Annotated in this window: 20 protein-coding genes; 5 read left to right on the top strand and 15 right to left on the bottom strand. The window is 67.1% G+C overall.

From position 1 onward, the window contains the following. Positions 1 to 262: 262 nt before the first annotated feature. The 9 genes from QGG75_12880 to QGG75_12840 all read right to left on the bottom strand — a co-directional run bounded on the left by QGG75_12880 (position 263) and on the right by QGG75_12840 (position 7,492). Complete coding sequence (locus tag QGG75_12880) at positions 263 to 1,147, bottom strand: RNA polymerase factor sigma-32 (protein MDP6068127.1); 885 nt, start codon at positions 1,145 to 1,147, stop codon at positions 263 to 265. A gap of 226 nt (positions 1,148 to 1,373) precedes the next feature. Beyond that, complete coding sequence (locus QGG75_12875; protein MDP6068126.1) at positions 1,374 to 2,180, bottom strand: hypothetical protein; 807 nt, start codon at positions 2,178 to 2,180, stop codon at positions 1,374 to 1,376. A 92-nt stretch (positions 2,181 to 2,272) separates the two neighbouring features. Then, complete coding sequence (locus QGG75_12870) at positions 2,273 to 2,770, bottom strand: CarD family transcriptional regulator (GenBank protein ID MDP6068125.1); 498 nt, start codon at positions 2,768 to 2,770, stop codon at positions 2,273 to 2,275. 223 nt (positions 2,771 to 2,993) lie between these two features. Next, positions 2,994 to 3,332 carry a ferredoxin family protein gene (locus QGG75_12865; GenBank protein ID MDP6068124.1) on the bottom strand — a complete coding sequence of 113 codons (339 nt, stop codon included), beginning with the start codon at positions 3,330 to 3,332 and terminating at the stop codon, positions 2,994 to 2,996. Positions 3,333 to 3,377: 45 nt separating this feature from the next. Next, positions 3,378 to 3,869, bottom strand: a complete 492-nt coding sequence (locus QGG75_12860; GenBank protein MDP6068123.1) for a TerB family tellurite resistance protein — start codon at positions 3,867 to 3,869, stop codon at positions 3,378 to 3,380. A gap of 80 nt (positions 3,870 to 3,949) precedes the next feature. Next, positions 3,950 to 4,354, bottom strand: coding sequence for an RNA-binding S4 domain-containing protein (locus QGG75_12855; protein ID MDP6068122.1), 405 nt, complete (start codon positions 4,352 to 4,354; stop codon positions 3,950 to 3,952). Positions 4,355 to 4,365: 11 nt separating this feature from the next. Beyond that, the gene (locus QGG75_12850) at positions 4,366 to 6,873 is read right to left on the bottom strand and encodes a helicase-related protein (protein MDP6068121.1); all 2,508 of its coding nucleotides are present in this window, start codon (positions 6,871 to 6,873) and stop codon (positions 4,366 to 4,368) included. Continuing rightward, the gene (locus QGG75_12845) at positions 6,870 to 7,271 is read right to left on the bottom strand and encodes a type II toxin-antitoxin system death-on-curing family toxin (GenBank protein ID MDP6068120.1); all 402 of its coding nucleotides are present in this window, start codon (positions 7,269 to 7,271) and stop codon (positions 6,870 to 6,872) included. The genes QGG75_12850 and QGG75_12845 overlap by 4 nt, the downstream gene beginning before the upstream one ends. After that, a complete protein-coding gene (locus tag QGG75_12840) occupies positions 7,268 to 7,492 on the bottom strand; it encodes an AbrB/MazE/SpoVT family DNA-binding domain-containing protein (protein MDP6068119.1) in 225 nt (74 codons plus the stop codon). The genes QGG75_12845 and QGG75_12840 overlap by 4 nt, the downstream gene beginning before the upstream one ends. Positions 7,493 to 7,646: 154 nt before the next feature. On the opposite strand from QGG75_12840, the gene scpA reads away from it, so the two are divergent. The 3 genes from scpA to QGG75_12825 all read left to right on the top strand — a co-directional run bounded on the left by scpA (position 7,647) and on the right by QGG75_12825 (position 12,999). Next, positions 7,647 to 9,791, top strand: a complete 2,145-nt coding sequence (gene scpA / locus QGG75_12835; GenBank protein ID MDP6068118.1) for a methylmalonyl-CoA mutase — start codon at positions 7,647 to 7,649, stop codon at positions 9,789 to 9,791. 488 nt (positions 9,792 to 10,279) lie between these two features. Beyond that, the gene (locus QGG75_12830; protein ID MDP6068117.1) at positions 10,280 to 11,698 is read left to right on the top strand and encodes a pentapeptide repeat-containing protein; all 1,419 of its coding nucleotides are present in this window, start codon (positions 10,280 to 10,282) and stop codon (positions 11,696 to 11,698) included. 122 nt (positions 11,699 to 11,820) lie between these two features. Continuing rightward, positions 11,821 to 12,999 (top strand): alpha-hydroxy acid oxidase, encoded by a 1,179-nt coding sequence (locus tag QGG75_12825; protein ID MDP6068116.1) that lies wholly within the window; start codon positions 11,821 to 11,823, stop codon positions 12,997 to 12,999. On the opposite strand, the gene QGG75_12820 is transcribed toward QGG75_12825, so the two are convergent. The 5 genes from QGG75_12820 to QGG75_12800 all read right to left on the bottom strand — a co-directional run bounded on the left by QGG75_12820 (position 12,992) and on the right by QGG75_12800 (position 16,413). Further along, positions 12,992 to 13,840, bottom strand: coding sequence for an SMP-30/gluconolactonase/LRE family protein (locus tag QGG75_12820; GenBank protein MDP6068115.1), 849 nt, complete (start codon positions 13,838 to 13,840; stop codon positions 12,992 to 12,994). The genes QGG75_12825 and QGG75_12820 overlap by 8 nt on opposite strands. 13 nt (positions 13,841 to 13,853) lie before the next feature. After that, positions 13,854 to 14,450, bottom strand: a complete 597-nt coding sequence (locus tag QGG75_12815) for an isochorismatase family cysteine hydrolase (GenBank protein ID MDP6068114.1) — start codon at positions 14,448 to 14,450, stop codon at positions 13,854 to 13,856. A 7-nt stretch (positions 14,451 to 14,457) separates the two neighbouring features. After that, positions 14,458 to 15,099 carry a methyltransferase domain-containing protein gene (locus tag QGG75_12810; GenBank protein MDP6068113.1) on the bottom strand — a complete coding sequence of 214 codons (642 nt, stop codon included), beginning with the start codon at positions 15,097 to 15,099 and terminating at the stop codon, positions 14,458 to 14,460. 241 nt (positions 15,100 to 15,340) lie between these two features. Then, positions 15,341 to 15,664, bottom strand: coding sequence for a DUF4389 domain-containing protein (locus QGG75_12805; GenBank protein ID MDP6068112.1), 324 nt, complete (start codon positions 15,662 to 15,664; stop codon positions 15,341 to 15,343). 71 nt (positions 15,665 to 15,735) lie between these two features. Next, positions 15,736 to 16,413, bottom strand: coding sequence for a DNA alkylation repair protein (locus tag QGG75_12800; GenBank protein MDP6068111.1), 678 nt, complete (start codon positions 16,411 to 16,413; stop codon positions 15,736 to 15,738). Positions 16,414 to 16,510: 97 nt separating this feature from the next. Between QGG75_12800 and QGG75_12795 the strand changes: the two genes are divergently transcribed. Next, a complete protein-coding gene (locus QGG75_12795; protein MDP6068110.1) occupies positions 16,511 to 16,906 on the top strand; it encodes a hypothetical protein in 396 nt (131 codons plus the stop codon). 22 nt (positions 16,907 to 16,928) lie between these two features. Here the strand turns inward: QGG75_12795 and QGG75_12790 are convergent, their stop codons facing one another. Continuing rightward, positions 16,929 to 17,948 carry a proline racemase family protein gene (locus tag QGG75_12790; protein ID MDP6068109.1) on the bottom strand — a complete coding sequence of 340 codons (1,020 nt, stop codon included), beginning with the start codon at positions 17,946 to 17,948 and terminating at the stop codon, positions 16,929 to 16,931. A 50-nt stretch (positions 17,949 to 17,998) separates the two neighbouring features. On the opposite strand from QGG75_12790, the gene meaB reads away from it, so the two are divergent. Continuing rightward, positions 17,999 to 18,982, top strand: a complete 984-nt coding sequence (gene meaB, locus QGG75_12785; protein MDP6068108.1) for a methylmalonyl Co-A mutase-associated GTPase MeaB — start codon at positions 17,999 to 18,001, stop codon at positions 18,980 to 18,982. The last annotated feature ends 154 nt before the right edge of the window (positions 18,983 to 19,136 follow it).

Below are 19,136 nucleotides of genomic sequence, written 5' to 3'. Positions count from 1 at the left end.
CTACAAGGCTTTTCCACAGCCCAGCCGGTGCCGGGCATGACCGGAACGTCAACTACTCGATGTGTGCATCCCTTAGCCCCATTCGGGGGGCGGCTTAGTGCCGCCGCCACAGAAAAGCGGGGCCTGTCACCACTTTTTGTTGTTTGGTTTTGGTGCAACGGGAGCGACCGCGACCCGCCGCTACTGCGGCGCGCCCGCGCAGGCAGCGGAGCGAAGCGGAGCCGCCGTGAGCGACAAGAATCCGCCGTGAGCGACAAAATAACTACCCCACCAACAGGCCCACGGCGACGGGGTCGCCGACGCGTTCGCTGATGGTTGTCTTGAGCTTGGCCAGGGCCTCCTGTTCGATCTGGCGCACCCGTTCCTTGCTGATGCCGAGGCGGCCGCCCAAGGCCTCGAGGGTCGGTGAATCTTCCTGCAGCCGGCGCTCACGGATGATGGTTTGCTCGCGCGGGCTGAGCTCGGCCACGGCGTCGCTCAGCCAGAGCGCCCGGGTGGCGGCGTCGCGGGCCTCGGCCACCAGTTCTTCCGGGTCGGGGCCCTGGGCCGGCATCAGGTCCTGCAATTCGCTATCGCCGCTCTCGCCGACGCTGGCGTTGAGCGACTTGTCGTGGCCGGTAAGCCGCGATTCCATGACCTCGACGTCGCGCAGCGGCACGCGCAGCTGGTCGGCGATGAACTGCTTGCCCGCGGCGTCCATGTATTCGCCGCTGCCATCGATACGGGCGCGCAGGCGCCGCAGATTGAAGAACAGCGACTTCTGGGCCGCCGTGGTGCCAGTGCGCACGATCGACCAGTTGCGCAGGATGAATTCCTGCATCGACGAGCGGATCCACCAACTGGCGTAGGTCGAGAAACGCACCTGGCGCTCGGGCTCGAAACGCGCCGCCGCCTGCATCAGGCCGACATTGCCCTCTTGCAAGAGATCGCCGATCGGCAGGCCGTAGCTGCGAAAGCGCGACGCCGTACTGATGACCAGGCGCAGATACGGTGAGACCAGATCATGAAGCGCCTTCCGGTCGCCCTCTTCGCGCCAGCGTCGGGCCAGGTCCAATTCGTGCTCGCGCTGCAACAGCGGGATGCTCATGGCCGCCTTGATGAAACGGCGGTTGGCCTGCTGGGTCTGCGGTGTGTCGATATAACCCATTTCGCTACTCCGTCCTGCTACCGGCCGGGTCCCCCTCCGGCCGCAAAAGTAGTCGACATCGTTAGTCGGGTTAAAATTAGAATTGATCTAAGAAGCGTTGTCAATAGGCCTGTCGCCCGAGTCCGAAAAAGAGTCGAGAAGGCCCTTTTAAAAGAGGGCTTTCAGCCCTTTGCGGGCGATAACGAAAGCGTGAGCCGGTGGCCGCCGAAGCGGAAGTGACGGTTGCTTATACCTGAATCCAGTCAGCGGGCTTGCCGTCGAGGGTGAAACAGGCGGCATTGAGGTTGCCGCCGAAACCGCAGCCGCCATCCAAGGTCGCCGTGACGCCGCCCATCTCGAGACCTTTTTGCCCCCTGTCGTGACCGCGCACGACGCGCGCGAAGTTGGCATAGGGAGCCTCGATGGCGGCGAAGTAGCCCGACCCCCACCACAGGGTGTCGCCCTGTTCGCTGAGCGGCCGGCTGGGATCGAGGCCGGCGGCGACGAAGAGCAATTCGCCGCCCTGGGTGAAGGCGAGACGTTTCAGCGCCCCCAGCAACTCGTCGTGGCCGGGCCGGTCATGGACCGCGGCGCGCAGTTGCACCGTCCAGCGGGTAATGGCCATGGCGCCTTCGCGGCAACGGCCGTGCCCCTCTTCGGGCCGGCCGCCATAAGTCGCCAGGGTGGCGCTGACGCCCTGATCGAGCATCCAAGTCAGCACTTCGCCGGGGTTCGGCGCGAACTGCAGTTCCAATAGCTTGCGCCACATTTCCTCCTGGGCGCCGCGCAGGAAGACGATGTCGGCCGGAATCATGGCGGGCCGCGCCAGCAACGTGCGGCGAAAGCGCAACAACTCGTCGATGGTGCCGCCGACGTCGTCGCCAAAGCCCAGGAAGTTGCCCAGATAGACCAGCCGGTCGTAGCGCTCGAAGCGTTTTTCGAGCTCAGTATGCAAGGCCTCGAGGCGCTCGGTCTGGCCCCGAATGGCACCCACCGCCCAGACCCGCTGCGTGGCGCTCAACGTGGCGTAGATGCTGTCGTCGGGGAGGGCCATGCGGGGGTCCTGAATCAAAACGGCAGGGTGTTAACCCTGCCGCATGATAGCATCCCTTTGCCGCCAAGTATCCGGCGGCGCTCGGCGCCGTCTCAGGCTGCCGCCAGCACGCCCTCCAGGCGCTCGGTGGCGGCGTCCTCGTCGATTTTCTCGACGGCCGCCAGTTCACGGGCCAGGCGGGCCATGGCGGCTTCGTAGATCTGGCGCTCGCTGTAGGACTGATGGGGGTGGTTGGAGGAGCGGTGCAGATCGCGGATCACCTCGGCGATGAAAACCGGGTCGCCCGAGTTGATCTTGGCCTCGTATTCCTGGGCTCGACGGCTCCACATGGTGCGCTTGACGCGAGCCCGGCCCTTCAGCGTGGTGATCGCCGAGGCCATCTTTTGCGGCGTCGACAGGCGCCGCATGCCGCTGGTCTTGGCCTTGCCGGTGGGCACCCGCAGGATCATCTTGTCTTTCTCGAAATTGATCACGAAAAGCTTCAGCTTGGTGCCGGAGATCTCCTGTTCCTCGACGCCGGTGATCTTGCCGACGCCGTGGGTGGGATAAACCACATAGTCGTTGGTCTTGAAATCGCTGCTCTTCGCCATTGCCTCACTCTCTTACAAAAAAGCCGGTAGCGCCGTTCTCGTGCCAGCCGGCCAGTCGAAAAGCCATGTCAATGCTTGTGACCGCAACAATATTACCATATCGCACGTGCAAAATACAGGGTGCAGTGCGAAATCGTTAACCCGATGAAGCCCTTGCTGCTTGCGGCGTCTTTGTGGCTAGCTCTCGGCGGGCCTGGATGGTCAGGGGAAATCCTAAAGCGGTTTAATCTCCGGTTCCGGGATTCTCGCTGAAATGCTCTTCAAACTTGTTGGGGACTTCCTTCCACTCCTCGCGATCCTCGGGTGGCTCTCCCTTGCGGGTGATATTGGGCCACTTTTCGGCGTATTCCTGGTTGATCTGGACCCAGCGCTCGATGCCGTCGTCGGTGTCGGGCTTGATCGCCTCGATGGGACATTCGGGCTCGCAGACGCCGCAGTCGATGCATTCGTCGGGGTGAATGACCAGCATGTTCTCCCCCTCATAGAAGCAATCCACCGGACACACCTCGATGCAGTCCATGTATTTGCACTTAATGCAGCCGTCGATGACGATGTAGGTCATGCTGGTCTCCCCTTGGGGACTACTGGCGGTTACTTCCCAAAGCTTTTAGTGCTGGCGGGACGGCGGCTCGTCCGCCAGCCCGAGCCGGGCCACGACGCGCCGCCGGGCGGCGCCGCGTTCGCGATCCGAGACATATATCAAGCCGCCGATGCGACGCAAGAGGTTGGCCTCGTAGTCGTGCAAAATGCCGTCGGCGTAGGCCACCTCCCAGAGCATCTCGATGAGCTCGACGCGTTCCTCCGGGGCATAGCTTTCCTTGATGGCACGGGTGAAGCGGAGCAGGTGATTGGCCTCGTCCTGGGCTTGCTCGGCCTCACTCATCAAGGTGGCGGATTCCTCTTCCGTGAGCCCGAAATGTCCACCCAGCAGCGCGCCGATGGTGTGGCGTTCGGCGGTATCGAAACTGCCGTCGAGGCAGGCCGCCTCGACCATCAGGGTAGCCGCCGCCAGTTGCCGGCCGTCGACGCCGGGGCCGGGCGCCGCCGTCCCGGCACCTTCATCCACGGCCTCGAACAAAGCTTTGATGCGATTGATCATGGGCCCGCCGCACGAAATTCCACGAAAAACACTGTGGCGGCTTGCCTATCACATGCCGCCGGCCCCTTGCAACGCGTTAGCTAATGTTGTTCGCGCAGGCGGTCGATGGCACGGCGCTGGGCCTTGGTGGGGCGGCCCGTTCCGGGCTCGCGGGTGAGGCCGGCGGGCTGGGCCGGAACGGCTTCGGCCAGCGCCGGCTCGAGAGCCGCGGGATCAAGATCCACGGGATCAAGATCCTCATAGAGCCCCTGGGCCTCGGCGGCCGGGCCGCGGCGGCTGCCCAGCGCCACCAGGCGTACCACCCGGATGTTGCGGGCCTGGGGAAAGGTCAGCACGTCGCCGGGCCGCACCTGCTGGTTGGCCTTGGCCACCACCCGACCATTGAGCCGCACGCGCCGGGCGGCGCAGAGCCGGCTGGCGATGGCGCGGCTCTTGAAAAAGCGCGCGAACCAGAGCCAACGGTCAAGGCGCAGGCTAGGCTGCATTTCCCCCCGGGTCATGATTGCTTGGTTTTCACCCGCAGCTCGCCCAGCGCCGCGAACGGTGAGTCGGCGGACGCCGGGGAGCCGCGGCGTGGGTTCCGTCGCCGCGGTTTTGCCGGCCCCGTGAAAACGAATCTCTGGTCCTCGCCCTGGCCCCGGGCGCGGTAGCCGATGTTCCGCATGATGGCGGCGAACTCCCGGCGCTGGCAGCCCACCAGCGACAACAGTTCGTGGTTGGACGCCACCGGTCCGGCCCGGGCCAGCCGGCGCACCGTAGCGGCGAGTTTTTCGATCATGTCGATGCGCACGGCGCGGCTGGCGCAGGGGAAAAAGCCGGCGGCGGCGTAGAAGCCGGCCGGTTGGGCCGCCTCGATGGGCAGCGAGACCAGGCCTGGCGCCGGCACCGCCGGCGGCTCCCGATATCCCTGGTGAATGGCCCAGAGCAGACAACAAAGCGCCGCTGGCCGGGGCTTGAGGAGCGCCGGCAGGAAGACGGCAAAGGCACCGATGCGCAGACCGGCGGCCCTAAGCCTGGCTCTCTCGGCGGGCTTGAGGGCGCTCACCTGGGCCGCCACCTGGCTGCGCGGCAGCGCCCCCAGGGCTTCGCCGAGCTGAAAGCACAGCCCCCGGCCCGGCGCCGAAAGCTCGAGCCCGGCCAAGCCCAGGAGCGGTCCCAGGTAGCGCCTCAGGTGGTCCCGCAGCCAGCCTGTCAGACGTTTTTCCACGGACCGGCTGGCGTTGCCGTCGAGTTCGCCCAGCAGCAGCTCGAGGGCCGGCCGGGCCGGCTCGCGCCCCGGCCCCAGGCGGGCCACCGGCGCACCCTGCCAGAGCAACAGGCCGCTGCTCTCCAGGGCGAAGTCGGCGTCGGGCGCGGCCGCCAGGCGCCGCGCCCTCAGCGCCGTCTCGCGGCCCACGATGCGCAACGCCGCCGAGCGCACGGCGCGGGCCTCGAGGCTGTTGCCGTGGGCTTCCTCGAGGGCCAGGCGAAAGCCTTCCAGGCGCCCCACCTGGTGACCCTCGACCAGCACCTCGCCGGCCGCCGAGACGCTGCCCAGCAAGGGCTCGCGGTCCTTCAGCCGGCGCACCAGGGCGGCCGTGCGCTGATCGACGAAGCGTTGGGTCAGGCGCTCGTGCAAGGCATCCGATAGCCGATCCTCGATGGCCCGGGTGCGCTGCTGCCAGTGCCCGGCGTCGCGGGTCCAGCCCTGGCGATGGGAGATGTAGGTCCAGGTGCGGATGTGGGCGATGCGGGCCGACAGGGTGTCGATGTCGCCGGCGCTCTGGTCGAGGCGGTCGACTTGGGCCGCCACCCAGTCGTTGGGCAGGCTTTCCCCGGGTCCGCTGAGGTGGCCGAAGATGCGGCCCAGCAGCGCAGCGTGCTCCTCGGCCAGGGTCTTGCGGAAGTCGGGGATCTGGCAGACCTCCCAGAGCAGCCTGACGGCGGCCCGGCCGCGCGCCCGTTTGGCGATTTCTTCATCCTTGGCCAGGGTCTCCAGCGCCACTTCGTCGACGGCCAGGCGGGCCGGCTGCAGGATCTTGCGGAGACCCTCCTCGGGCGGCGCCTCGAGGCTGGCCCGTAAAGCGCCCAGCGATCGGAAGTCGAGCGCCGAATTGCGCCAGTGCAGCGTGCGCAGCGCCCGGAAGCGGTGTCCCTCGACGCGCTCGACGACGCCAGGCTCCAACTCGCCGGCTTCGGCCGTGGTGCCGAAGCTGCCGTCGCTCATGTGGCGCCCGGCGCGGCCGGCGATCTGGGCGATCTCGGGGGCATAGAGGGTGCGCAGGCGGCGGCCGTCGAACTTCCGTAGCTTGGCGAAGGCGACATGGTCGAGATCGAGGTTCAAGCCCATGCCGATGGCGTCGGTGGCCACCAGGTAATCGACCTCGCCGGCCTCGAACATGGCGACTTGGGCGTTGCGGCTGCGCGGCGACAGCGCCCCCAGCACCACCGCCGCTCCGCCGCGCTGGCGCCGCACCAACTCGGCGATGGCGTAGACGTCGGTGGCCGAGAAGGCGACGATTGCTGAGCGGCGGGGCAGCCGCGAGAGCTTCTTGTGGCCGGCGAAGGCGAGCGTGGAAAAACGCGGCCGGCCGACGAACTCGGCCTCGGGCACCAGGCGGCGGATCAGCGGGCGCACGGTTTCGGCACCCAACAGCATGGTCTCGGCGCTGCCCCGGGCGCGCAGCAGGCGGTCGGTAAAGACGTGGCCGCGTTCGGGGTCGGCGGCCAGCTGGATCTCGTCGACGGCGACGAAGGCAAAGCGGCGCTCCAAGGGCATCGATTCGACGGTGCAGACGAAATAGCTGGGCCGGTCCGGGACGATTTTTTCCTCGCCCGTCACCAGGGCCACCTGGCCTTTTCCCTTGGCCTTGACCACCCGGTCGTAGACCTCGCGTGCCAAGAGCCGCAAGGGCAGGCCGATGACGCCGCCCCTATGGCCCAGCAGGCGCTCCACGGCAAAATGCGTCTTGCCGGTGTTGGTCGGGCCCAACAGCGCCGTGATGCGGGGGGCCAGTGCGGTCATGCCGGCGCCTCGTCAAAGGAAGCCATGTTGGCAGCGATCCAGTGTGCCAGCGTCGCCTCGTCAATCTCACCCGCCGCGAGATCGCGAAAGACGAATACGGCGTCGACTTCGGGTGCCGTCAACGTGTGGCCATTGAGTCTCAGAAAGGCAAAAAGCGCCAACAGCGCCGCACGCTTGTTGCCATCGATAAAGGGATGGTTGCGCACAATCCCGAATGCATAGGCAGCCCCTAATTCCGCCAGGTTTGGCTCGCCGTAGACTGCCAGATTCTGCGGTCGCGCCAACACCGACTCCAAGAGTCCCTCGTCGCGAACGCCTCCTTGCCCCCCGTGATTGGCAATTGCCTGTTCCTGGCCGGCCAGTGCGATCTCCAGTGGCAGCCAGACGATGTCCGTCATTTGGCCAATTCACGAAGCGCGTTGCGATATTGTCGCTGGCCCTCTTCGAGGGCCTTCATCCCTTCGGCAAAGACGTCGTCGTGCGGCGTCACGCGAAAGCCGTCGGGAGCGCTGGTAAGGCACAGGACGTCTCCTTCGCCGACCTTGAGTTCTTCGAGCGCGGCCTTGGGAATTGTCACGCCGAGCGAGTTGCCGACGCGGCGGATTTTGAGGTTGTACATGGCTTCGATCCCTGATTTCCGGCGATATTTGGTTGGTACGAAGGTTATAACATTGTTGGATCGCCAACCACAAGCCGCCTGACCCGCGGCCACGTTGACTCGCCCGCCCGAAACCCCGTACTAACATTATGTTGCAGGTGCGAAAGGCGAGGCCATGAGTGAGATTTCAAAGCCCACGGAAGCCGACTGGCGGGCCCTGGCGGAGCAGGAGCGCAAGGGCAAAAGCCTCGACGAGCTGACCTGGCTCACCCCCGAGGGCATCGCCATCAAGCCCCTCTATACGGCCGCCGATCTGGCCCAGATGGAGCAGACTCTGCCCGGCTTCGCGCCCTTTACCCGCGGCGTACGTGCCACCATGTACGCTGGCCGGCCCTGGACCATCCGGCAATACGGCGGCTTTTCCACGGCGGCCGAGACCAACGCCTTCTTCCGGCGCAACCTGGCGGCCGGCCAGACCGGCGTCTCGGTGGCCTTCGACCTGGCCACCCACCGGGGCTACGATTCCGACCACCCCCGCGTCGTCGGCGACGTGGGCAAGGCCGGCGTCGCCATCGACACGGTCGAGGACATGAAGCGCCTCTTCCAAGGCATCGCGCTGGACAAGGTCTCGGTCAGCATGACCATGAACGGCGCCGTGCTGCCGGTGCTGGCCGGCTACATCGTGGCCGCCGAGGAACAGGGCGTGGCGCCCGAGGCGCTGACGGGCACCATCCAGAACGACGTGCTCAAGGAATTCATGGTGCGCAACACTTATATTTACCCGCCCCAGCCCTCGATGCGCATCGTGGCCGATATCATCGCCCATACGGCGCAACACATGCCGCGCTTCAACCCGATCTCGATTTCCGGCTACCACATGCAGGAGGCTGGGGCGACGGCGGTACAGGAGCTCGGGTTCACCCTGGCCGACGGCGTCGAGTATGTGCGCGCGGCGCTGAGCAAAGGCTTGGACGTCGATGCCTTCGCGCCCCGGCTCTCCTTCTTCTTCGCCATCGGCATGAACTTTTTCATGGAAGTCGCCAAATTGCGCGCCGCCAGGCTGTTGTGGGCCGAACTGATGGCCCAATTCGAGCCCCAGGACCCGCGCTCGCTTAGCTTACGCACGCACTGCCAGACCAGCGGCGTCTCGCTCACCGAACAGGACCCCATGAACAACATCGTGCGCACCGCCTACGAAGCCATGGCGGCGGCGCTGGGGGGGACGCAAAGCCTGCACACCAACGCCTTCGACGAGGCCCTGGCGCTGCCCACCGAGCAATCCGCCCGGGTCGCCCGCAACACCCAGTTGATCCTGCAGGAGGAAACCGGCATCACCAAGGTCGTGGATCCGCTGGGCGGCTCCTACTACGTCGAAGCGCTGACCCACAGCCTGGCCGCCGCGGCGCGCCAGTTGATAGAGGAAGTCGAGGAACTCGGCGGCATGACCAAGGCCGTGGCCGAGGGCATGCCCAAACGCCGCATCGAGGAGAGCGCGGCGCGGCGCCAGGCCCGTGTCGATCGTGGCGAGGACGTCTTCGTCGGCGTCAACAAGTACCAGGTCGACGAGGATGTCGCCGACTTCGAGCTCTTGGAGGTCGACAACACGGCCGTGCGCGAGGCCCAGGTAGCGGACCTGGAAAAGATCCGCGCCGAGCGCGACGAGGCGGCCTGCCAGGCGGCGCTGGCAGCCCTGGAAGAGGGCGCCCGGGGCAACGCCAACCTGCTCGAATTGTCGATCGCGGCGGTGCGCGCCCGGGCCAGCGGCGGCGAGATCTCCGATGCCCTGGAACGCGTCTTCTCGCGCCACCGGGCCGAGACCCAGAGCGTCACCGGCATCTACGGCGGCGCCTATGCCGACGATGCCGAGTTTGGCGCCCTGCAGGCCCAGGTCGAAACCTTCGCCGGCCGGGAAGGCCGGCGGCCGCGCATTCTGGTCTGCAAGCTGGGCCAGGACGGCCACGACCGCGGCGCCAAGGTGATCGCCTCGGCCTTTGCCGACATCGGCTTCGACGTCGACATCGGGCCCTTGTTCCAGACCCCCGAGGAGGCCGCCCGCCAGGCCCTCGAGAACGACGTCCACGTGGTCGGCGTGTCCTCCCAGGCGGCCGGCCACAAGACGCTGGTGCCGCAATTGATCGAGGGCCTTCGCGCCGAGGGCGGCGGCGACATCGTCGTGGTCTGCGGCGGCGTCGTGCCGCCCAAGGACTACGCCATGCTGGAAGCCGCCGGTGTCGCCGCGGTATTCGGCCCCGGCACCAACATCACCTCGGCCGCCGGCCAGGTGCTGGGGTTGCTGGAGCGGCGGCGGCAAGCGGCCTAGTTTGACCGACCACCCGCCTTCGCCCCGCATCGCCCGACATTCCTGGGGCCGGCTGGAACTAGACGACGGCCGCGACTTTCGCGATGCCAAGCTTTTCCCCGGCGGTGCCAAGGAGTGGGACTGGAACGAATCCGGCACTCGCCACAGCCCCGGCGTGCAGCCCGCCGACGTGGCCGAGCTGGTGGAAAAGGGCGCCCGAATCGTTGTGCTCTCAGAGGGCCGCCAGCGCCGCCTGGGCGTGGCGCCGGCGACGCTGGCCTGGGTTGCGCGACAAGGGCGTCCAAGTCCACGTGCTGGAAACCGCCGCGGCCATCGAGCTCTACAACGAGCTCGGCCGGGACCAGGCGGTGGGGGGACTTTTTCACTCGACCTGCTGATTGGCGACCAGGAAATTCTCTCAATAGTACTAGGGACTTCCCTAGTTTTTGTTGTGCCCACGTCACTTCGGTGCTAGCTAGAGACGATAGCGGCGTTATATCGGAATCCACATGACTCCGGCCGAATTTGTCGAGACGATCAAGCTTCATAGCCGCTTCGTGCGCGGCTTGCTGGGCGGCAAGCGAGCCGATCTCAGGGGGTGCGACCTGAGTGGCCTGAAGCTGCGCAACGTCAACTTGGAAGACGCGCTGCTGGACGGCGCCAATTTCACGCGCTGCGACCTTTCCGGCGTCAACTTCCGCACCGCCAGGCTGAGCGGCGCCCGCTTCGACCACAGCCAATCGGCGGGCGCCGATTTCCGTGCCGCCGATCTTCGCGGTGCCCGTTTTCGCAGCGGCAAGCTGGAACGCGCCAAATTCGGCGGCGCCGATCTGCGGCCGTTGCGCCACGACGGCAGCGGCGAGGTCCAGAGTAGCGAATTCGTCAGCGCCATTCTCGACGGAGCCGACCTGCAAAAAGCCAAGGCGGCACTGGCCGATTTCCGCTCCGCCTCGATGATCGGCACGGACCTGCGCAAGGCCAGCGCCCCGGGCGCCCGTTTCTATGGCGTCGAGGCGAGCCGCGCCGATTTCAGCGGCTGCCAACTTGAAAAGGGCGACTTGACCGCCGCCGTGCTGCGCCAGGCGACACTGAAACGCACCAACCTGCGCTCGGCCAACCTCTCGCGGTCCTCGCTGGCCGGCGTCGACGCCGCCGAGGCCAATCTCGATGACGCCAATCTCGAGGAAGCCGACCTCAGCCAAGGCAGCTTTCGCAACGCTTCATTGGTCTCGGCCAACCTGCGAGAGGTCAAGGCCGAAGAGGCCGACCTTTCGGGCTCCAACCTGAGTGCAGCCCAATGCCAGGGCGCCAACCTCGAGCGGGTCGATCTGGCAGGAGCCAACATGGCAGGTGCCGATTTCACCGCCGCCCGGCTGGCCGGCGCCAATTTCCTCGGCGCCAGCCTGGCCGGCGCCATCCTGCCGCCGGCGGTGCGCTATCTGCTGGAGAAAGAGGGTGGCATCGAGGTCGCTCTGGATCTGGAAAAGATTCTGGCCGAGCACGCCCAGTGGATCGAGAGCAACGGCAGCGCCGGCCGCCGCGCCATGCTGACGGCAGCCAACCTCGGCGGCCGCGACCTCAGTGGCGCTTATCTCAGCGGCGCCGATCTGCGCCAGGCCAAGCTCGAAGGTGCCGATCTCTCCCACGCCCTGCTGATCCTGGCCGATCTCAGCCAGGCCGACCTCAGCCAGGCCAACCTCAATCACGCCGATCTCAGCGGCGCCAACCTTGAGGGTGCCAATCTCGACCGCGCCCTGCTGGCTGCGGCCCGGCTCGACCCGGTGCAGATCGTCGACGCCGCCGGCCGGCGCAGTGGCCGCCTCTGGCCCACCAACCTCTCGGGGGTCAGCCTCAAGGGCACCAACCTCAGCCAAACCGATTTCAGCGCCGCCCTGGTGAGCAATACCTCGCTGCCGCAAACCGCCTGACGCTCGGGCACACGGCCCTACGCGCCGCCGCCGTCTTGATGCTATGTTGGGCGCATGCAGCTTAGCGAACGGCAGATCCAGTGCGTCTTCAACGGCGGCAGCGTCGGGGGCACCCGAGCGTCATGAAATTCCCCGTCCGTCGTCTCGACCAGTGTCTCAACATCGATGACTTCCGCCAGCTCGCCGAACGCAAGCTGCCGGCACCGGTCTATCACTTTCTCGCCGGCGGCGCGGAAGACGAAGTGACGCTGGGGCGCAACACGACGGCCTTCGAGGACTACGACCTGGTGCCCAACTATCTGGTCGGCGTCGATAGCGTCGATGCCTCGACCGAGGTGCTGGGCCAGAAACTGGAATGGCCGGTATTCTGCTCGCCCACCGGCATCACCCGGCTGTTTCACCCCGGCGGTGAAGTGGCGGTGGCCCGGGCCGCCGGCCGGACCGGCACCGCATATTCCCTGTCGGCGGCCGCCACCGCCTCGATCGAGGAGGTGGCGGCGGCCGGCTCGGGCCCCAAGTTCTTCCAGATCTATTTCTTCAAGGACCCCGGCCTGACCGAGGAGTTCGTCTCGCGCTGCCGCGCCGCCAACTACCCGGCGCTGATGGCCACCGTCGACACCCCGGTGGCCGGCAACCGCGAACGCGACGTGCGCACCGGCATGATGGTGCAGCCCAAACTGACACTGGCCAGCCTGGTCAGCTTCGCCAGCCACTTCGGCTGGAGCTTCCGCATGCTGACGGGGGCCAAGATCGGCTTTCCCAATTTCGCAGAGCGCATGGCGGCCAGCGGCGACGATTCCCAGAACGCGGCCGAATACATGGGGTCGCAAATGGACAGCTCGGTCAACTGGCAGACCGCCGCCAAGCTGGTCGAGCTCTGGGGCGGACCGTTCGCGCTGAAGGGCATTCTCTCGGTCGAGGACGCCAGGCGGGCGGTCGACATCGGCGTCAGTGCCATCATCGTCTCCAACCACGGCGGCCGCCAGTTCGACGGCGCCCCGGCCGCCGTCGACCGCCTGGCACCCATCGTCGATGCCGTCGGCGACCGGGCCGAGGTCATACTCGACGGCGGCGTGCGGCGGGGCAGCCACGTGCTCAAGGCCATAGCACTTGGCGCCAAGGCCTGCATGATCGGCCGGCCCTTCATCTACGGCCTGGCCGCGGGGGGCGAGGCCGGCGTGGACCGGGTGCTGGGCGTGCTGCGGGCCGAAGTGGAGCGCGCCATGGCGCTCTCGGGCTGCCGGACGCTGGGCGATCTCACTCGAAACCGGGTGGTTTCGCGGCGGCCCGAGGCTATTTAGCGGCTACCCGCGCCGGCGCCACCGGCAGGCCGGGCACGTCGACGCGCAGGCGGAACACGCTGCCGGCGTCGTCGCGCCCCGTACCCTCGGTGCCGGTGACGATGTAGAGGTCGCGAAGATCGTCGCCGCCGAAACAGAGCGACGTCACCATGGGGATCTCGAGCGCAATCTCCAGGCGCTTCTGGCCGTCGGGCTCGAACACGTCGACCCGGCTGCCATGGGCCACGGCGACCCAGACCGATCCGTCCTCGGCCAGCGCCAGGCCGTCGGGCACGCCGGGCTTGACCTCGGCGAAGCTGCGGTGAGGAGAGAGGCTACCGTCGTCGGCGACGTCGTAGACCCGCACTACGTGGCGCAGCGATTCCGAATGGTAGAGCAGCTTGCCGTCGGGCGAGAATCCCATGCCGTTGGTCAGCATGACGTCGCCGCCGACCACCCGGGAAGAGCCATCCCTGTCGAGGCAATAAAGCTCGCCGGGCAGCGGCTCGTCGTCGGCGCCCACCGGCCGGAAGGCCAGCGAGCCGGCGTAGATGCGCCCGGCGGCGTCGGTGGTGATGTCGTTGAAGCCGAGAATTCCAGCCTCGGGATCGCCGGCCAGCAGCACCTGGGTGTCGCCCTCCGGGGGCTTCAAGGCGATGTTGCGGCCCGACACCACCAGGCCGCCGGTCTCGTGCAGCACCATGCCGCCCATGCCGCGGCGGTGCTCGATGACGGTCGAGACGCTGCCGTCGGCAGCCAAACAGAAGGCGCCGCCGTTGATCACGTCGGAATAGATCAGGCCGCGGTCGGGGTCCCACACCGGGCCTTCGATCAGTCCGTATCCGCTTGCCAGTTTTTCCATTGGATAGGTTCCTTCAGCGCCAGGCTGCGACGATATCGTCGACGCCCTGGATTTCGCAAAGCAGCCCCAGCGCCGCCAGGCTGGCCTCGTGGGCCTGGCGGCTGCCGGTGGCGCAGGCATCGTGGGCGATGCTTACCTCGAAGCCGGCGTCGACGGCGTGGCGCGCCGTGGCCTCGACCACGTAGGCCGTGGAGACGCCGGCAAGTACCAGGTGGCGGGGCCGCCAATGGGCCAGGACTTCGGCCAGTTGCGAGCCGAAAAATCCGTTCATGCGGGCGTGGCCGACGACGATCTCGTCCCCTGCCGGCTCCAGGCCGGTGATGAATTCCGTGCCCCAGGTGCCTTCGACCCAGGCGTCCTGGTCGATGATCTGGCGGAAGATGGGGGCGTTGGGCACCAGGTTGGCGTGCCCCGGGTGCATGGCGTAGCGCACGTGCACCAGCGGCACGCCGCAGCTTCGGGCGCCGGCCAGCAGCCGGCCGGCGGCCGCCATGACGTCACGCCGCCAGTCCTCGGCGTCGGCCGCCAGGCCGATGCGGATCTTGCCCTCGGGGTGGCAGTTTTCGTTCTGGTAATGCAGCGCCACCAGGACGCTATCGGCCTGGGTCATGGCGGCCCTATAGCGCCTGGTAGACGAAGAAACGCGCCGGGTGCGAAACCTCGTCGTCGATCGCCACCAGGGCGACGAAATCGGTGGTTTCCGCCAACGGCCGGCAGCTTCCGGCGGCTTCCAGCTCATTGAGCTTTTGCTTGAAGCCATCTTGTTCGTAGGTCTGCACGGTGAGCGAAAAGATCAGGTGCCCGCCGGGCCGCGTCACCCGCACCAGCTCGTCCATGGACGCCGCCGGGGCGTGGCCCACCGTGAGTACGCCGGTCGAGACCACGGCGGCAAAGCTCTGGTCGGCAAAATCGAGCTTCTCGCCCAGCACCATGTTCTCGAGGCGTGTGTAGACGCCCTTCTGCCGCGCCACCGCCAGCATGCCGTCCGACATGTCGATGCCCACCAAGTCTTGGAATCCGATGAGGGCGAGTATCTCGCCGATCAGGCCGGTGCCGGCGCCGGCATCGAGGATGGGGCCGCCACCGGGATCGAGGTGGCGCCCGGCCAGGCCGGCCAGCACCGCCGGGTAGCGGTAGCCGAAGGTCTGCAGATCACCGTCGTAGCCCTCGGCCCAGTTGTCGTAGTGTTCTTTCAGTTTCGCGGTATCGCTGGCGCCGTAAACCTTGTGCAGCCAACTCTGAGTATTTCCCTGGTTCATGTTTTGCGGTCCTCCCTGATGCATCATAGCCGGCTAGGCGTCTTGACTCGACCGGCTGGCCGAATCCATAGCATTTCAAAATCGGCTAACGCGAAAGCGGGGCCGGCGAGCCTGTCGTACTGCTGCACAGCACCGGTTTCGACGGTGGCCAGTGGCGCGGAGTCGGCGAGGTGCTGGCCCGGGATGTCCCGATCTTGGCGCCCGATCTGCCGGGCTACGGCGAAAGCCGGATGCAGCCTAGCTATCGTCGCTCTTGCTGGCGGCCTTGCTGCGGCGGCTCCGGCGCCTCTTTGGGCCAGGGGCCGAAGGGATAGGGCATGTCCTCGGTCTTGAAGGTCAGGAACAGCACCATCTGGTAAAAATAGCTGGCCAGGCTTTGGCCCAGGGACTCGAGCTGTTCGATGGCCTTGCCGGTAAAGAGCTTGAAGAGGAACTGCAATACCACCACGGCGCCCAGCACCAGCTCGGCGACGTTGAAGATGATGATGAACAGCAGCATGTAGACCAGCCTGAGCCAGGTGCCGCCTTCGGAAACGTGCTTCTTGGTATCTGCGTCGAAGGTCATGGAGATCCCCGGTATGGCGGAGCTTTTGGTATAGATGGCGATTGCCGGCCCCGGTTCAAGCGCTGGGTGGATTATTCCTTGAGCCGGGCCAGCGTCTTTTCCGCCCTGAGCTCGCGCAAGGCGTCGCGGGCGATCCAGCGCGCCGCAGGGGTGCCGCGCCCGGCGATGCGCTCGGCACAAGCGACCGCGGCCCGGTTGAGCGCCCGGTTACGCTTGCCGATCTGCCTCAGGGCCCAGTTCACGGCTTTTTTGACGAAATTGCGGCCGTCGTCGGATTTCGCCTCGATCACCGGCAAAAGCGCGAGAAAAGGCTCGTCCGGCGCCTGCTTGTGTTTCCAAGCCAGCGCCGCCATCAAGGCAAAGCCCGCCCTTTTTAGGAACTCGGGCTCCTCCTCGGCCCAGGCCACGGCCTTGTCCCAGGCCGCGTCGAGGCGCCAGAAGAGGTTGGCGCAACACTGGTCGCAGACGTCCCAGGAATTGAAATCGCCGGCCCAGGCATCCATTTGCGCCAGTGTCACCGCCGCCGGTTCTTCGATCATGGGGGCCAGCAGGCGGGCGTCGTGGATGGCGCTTTGCCAGAGCGCCTGGGCCAGGGCGTGATCGCGGCCGATTTCCTTGGCCAGGGCGCGGATCTGGGGAATGCGTAAGCCCAAAGCGTTGTCGGCCTTGATGCCGAAGCGCGCCATGCCGGCCAGCGAGGCCGGGTCGGAAAGTGCCTTCATGCGGGCCAGCACGTCGTCGAACTGCATGGCGGGGGCTGCTCCAAAGAGCACAAATAGCTGTGACGGAAGTCGTAGCAGAGGCCGGCGCAAGAGGCTACACTGGCGTTGAATCGGAGGGTGCGAAGTGTTCAAAAAGATTCTTCCGTCGCTGTTTTCAGGCAAGCGCGACCGTGGTGCGCTCAAAATGCGCGGCCAGACCCGCATGATCCGCAAAGGCGCCGGTGCCGCCGAGCCGCCCGGCAAGGATGCGCCGACGGGCGCCAGCGAAACCGTCAAGCAGGTGCTGGAAGACGCCCGGGCCGGTGCCGCCGATGCGCCGTCGGCGGCTGCGCCGTCAGCGGCCGAGGCGTCCGAGCGGGTCAAGGCGCCGGCCAAGGACCGCCAGGCGCTGATCGCCGAGGCCCTCGAGGTGCGCCGCCAGTCGGCCAAGATTCTCGACGATCTCGATCCCAAACTTCGGTTTCGCGTGGTTGCCGCCGCCTTGGCGCAAACCAGGGGAATTCTTGAAGAAGATCGCTAGCCGGGATCAAACCCGACATGCTCTACCGCAACACGAACCCTTGGCTCAAAGGGTCGTCGGCTTCGACCGTGAAGCGGGCGCTGCCTGAATAGTGGGCCTGGCCGCCGACCTCGACGATGGCGGCGGCATGAGGTCCGGCCCGCGTGGCTTCGCTCAGACGGCCCGAAAAGAGCGCTCCGGTGATGCTCTCGAAGTGGCGTTCTTCCCCCACCTCGATCAGCCGTCGCGCCTGCTGCACGGCCACCCGGGCCGAGACCCCGGAGCCGGTAGGGCTGCGATCGACCTGGCTCGCGGCAAAGACGCAGACGTTGGCACTGGGGCCGTCGCCCCGATCGTTGCCGTCGGTCAGGATGGTGCCGTAGAGAAAAGCCAGATCGTCGTCGTCGGGGTGGCTTAGCGGCACCTGTGCCTTGACCGCCGCCGTCACCTGATCGGCGGCATCGACCAGGTCGCGGACCCGCGACCTGCGCACGTCGAGGCCGAAGGTATCGGCCGGGGCCAGGGCGTAGAAGGCGCCGCCGTAGGCTATATCGACGACCACCGGGCCATAGGTCTCGGTGCCCACCGGCTTGTCGAGGGCAAAGGCGAACGAGGGCACGCTGATGAAGTGCACGGCGCCGCTCTGGCCCTGGTCCACCGCCACCCTGGTCCGCACCAGGCCGCAGGGGCACTGGATGGCGACCTCGGTCTCGGGCTCGCGCGCCGCCACCAGGCCGCTGTCCACGGCCCAGCGCCCCAGCGCCATGACGGCGTGGCCGCACATCGTGCTGTAGCCTTCGTTGTGCATGAAGAGGACAGCCAAGTCGGCTTCCCCGAGGTCGGGCTCGACCGGGATGACGCCATACATGTCGTAATGCCCGCGCGGCTCGAACAGCAGCAGGCGCCGCAGGTGATCGAGGTTCTCGCGCACATAACGCCGCTTGGCCAGGATGGTGTCGCCTTGGATGGCGGGAAAGCCGGCCGTGACGATGCGCACGGGCTCGCCGCCGGTGTGCATCTCGACGGTCTCGATGGCGCTGGTCTCGTGGGGCATCTCGGTCATGGCGATCTTGAGTCTAACCCCGGTGAGAAATCCGGGCTACTCTCGCGGCCATGGCAAAGCAAGCGCAGCCGGACCTGGCCGCTGGCGTGCTGGCGGGCGACCGCCGAGCCCTGGCGCGGGCCATCACGCTGGTCGAATCCTCCCGCCCCGATCACCGTGCCCGAGCCGAGACCCTGCTCGAGGCAGTGCTGCCGGCCGAGGGCGAGGCGGTTCGGCTGGGCATCAGCGGCGCCCCCGGGGTCGGCAAATCGACTTTCATCGAGGCCCTGGGCACCAGCCTGACCAAAGCCGGGCGGCAGGTGGCGGTGCTGGCCGTCGATCCCTCGTCGCTGCGTTCGGGCGGCTCGATCCTCGGCGACAAGACCCGCATGGAGGAGCTGGCGCGCGATCCCCGGGCCTTCATCCGGCCCTCGCCCTCGGGCGGAACGCTGGGCGGCGTGGCGCGCCGCAGCCGCGAGGTCGTTCTGCTCTGCGAGGCCGCCGGCCATGACGTGGTGATCGTCGAAACCGTTGGTGTCGGCCAGTCGGAGATCGCCGTGGCCGCCATGGTCGACAGCTTCGTGTTGCTGCTGGCGCCCGGCGGCGGCGACGAATTGCAGGGCATCAAGCGCGGCATCATGGAGATCGCCGATCTCGTGGTGGTCAACAAGGCCGACGGCGACCTCGAGCGGGCGGCCCATGCCATGGCGGCGCAATACCAGGGAGCGCTGGGCCTCTTGCGCCCCACCATGGCCAACTGGCAGCCCGAGGTGCTGACCTGTTCGGCCGCCCAGCGCCAGGGCATAGACGAGGTCTGGCAGGCCGTTGTCCGCCACCGCCAGGCCATCGGCGACAGCGCGGCCCTGGCGGCGCGGCGGGCCGAACAGGCACGCGCCGGGCTGGCGAGCGAGCTGCAGGAGGGGCTGGTGGCGGCGCTACGGGCCGATCCCGAAACCGCTGCCCTGGTGGCCGAACTGGAGGCTCGCGTCAACGCCGGAGAACTCTCGCCCGGCGCCGCCGCACAGCAAATCATTGCCGCCTTTCTGGCGCGCTGAGGTTTTTGTCGGGCCCTCACCGGGCGGGCGCATCCGCGCCCTTGGCCTCCGCCCCCCATTCGGCTAAGGGATGCACACATCTTCAAGGGCGCAGCCAGTTGAAGCACGGGGAATTGACCACAGAGATGGGGTAATCGGCGCTGAGGGTGGCTAC

Source organism: Alphaproteobacteria bacterium, from assembly GCA_030740435.1.
Classification (GTDB): Bacteria; Pseudomonadota; Alphaproteobacteria; order UBA2966; family UBA2966.
This window is presented reverse-complemented; position numbering and strand designations above follow the sequence as displayed.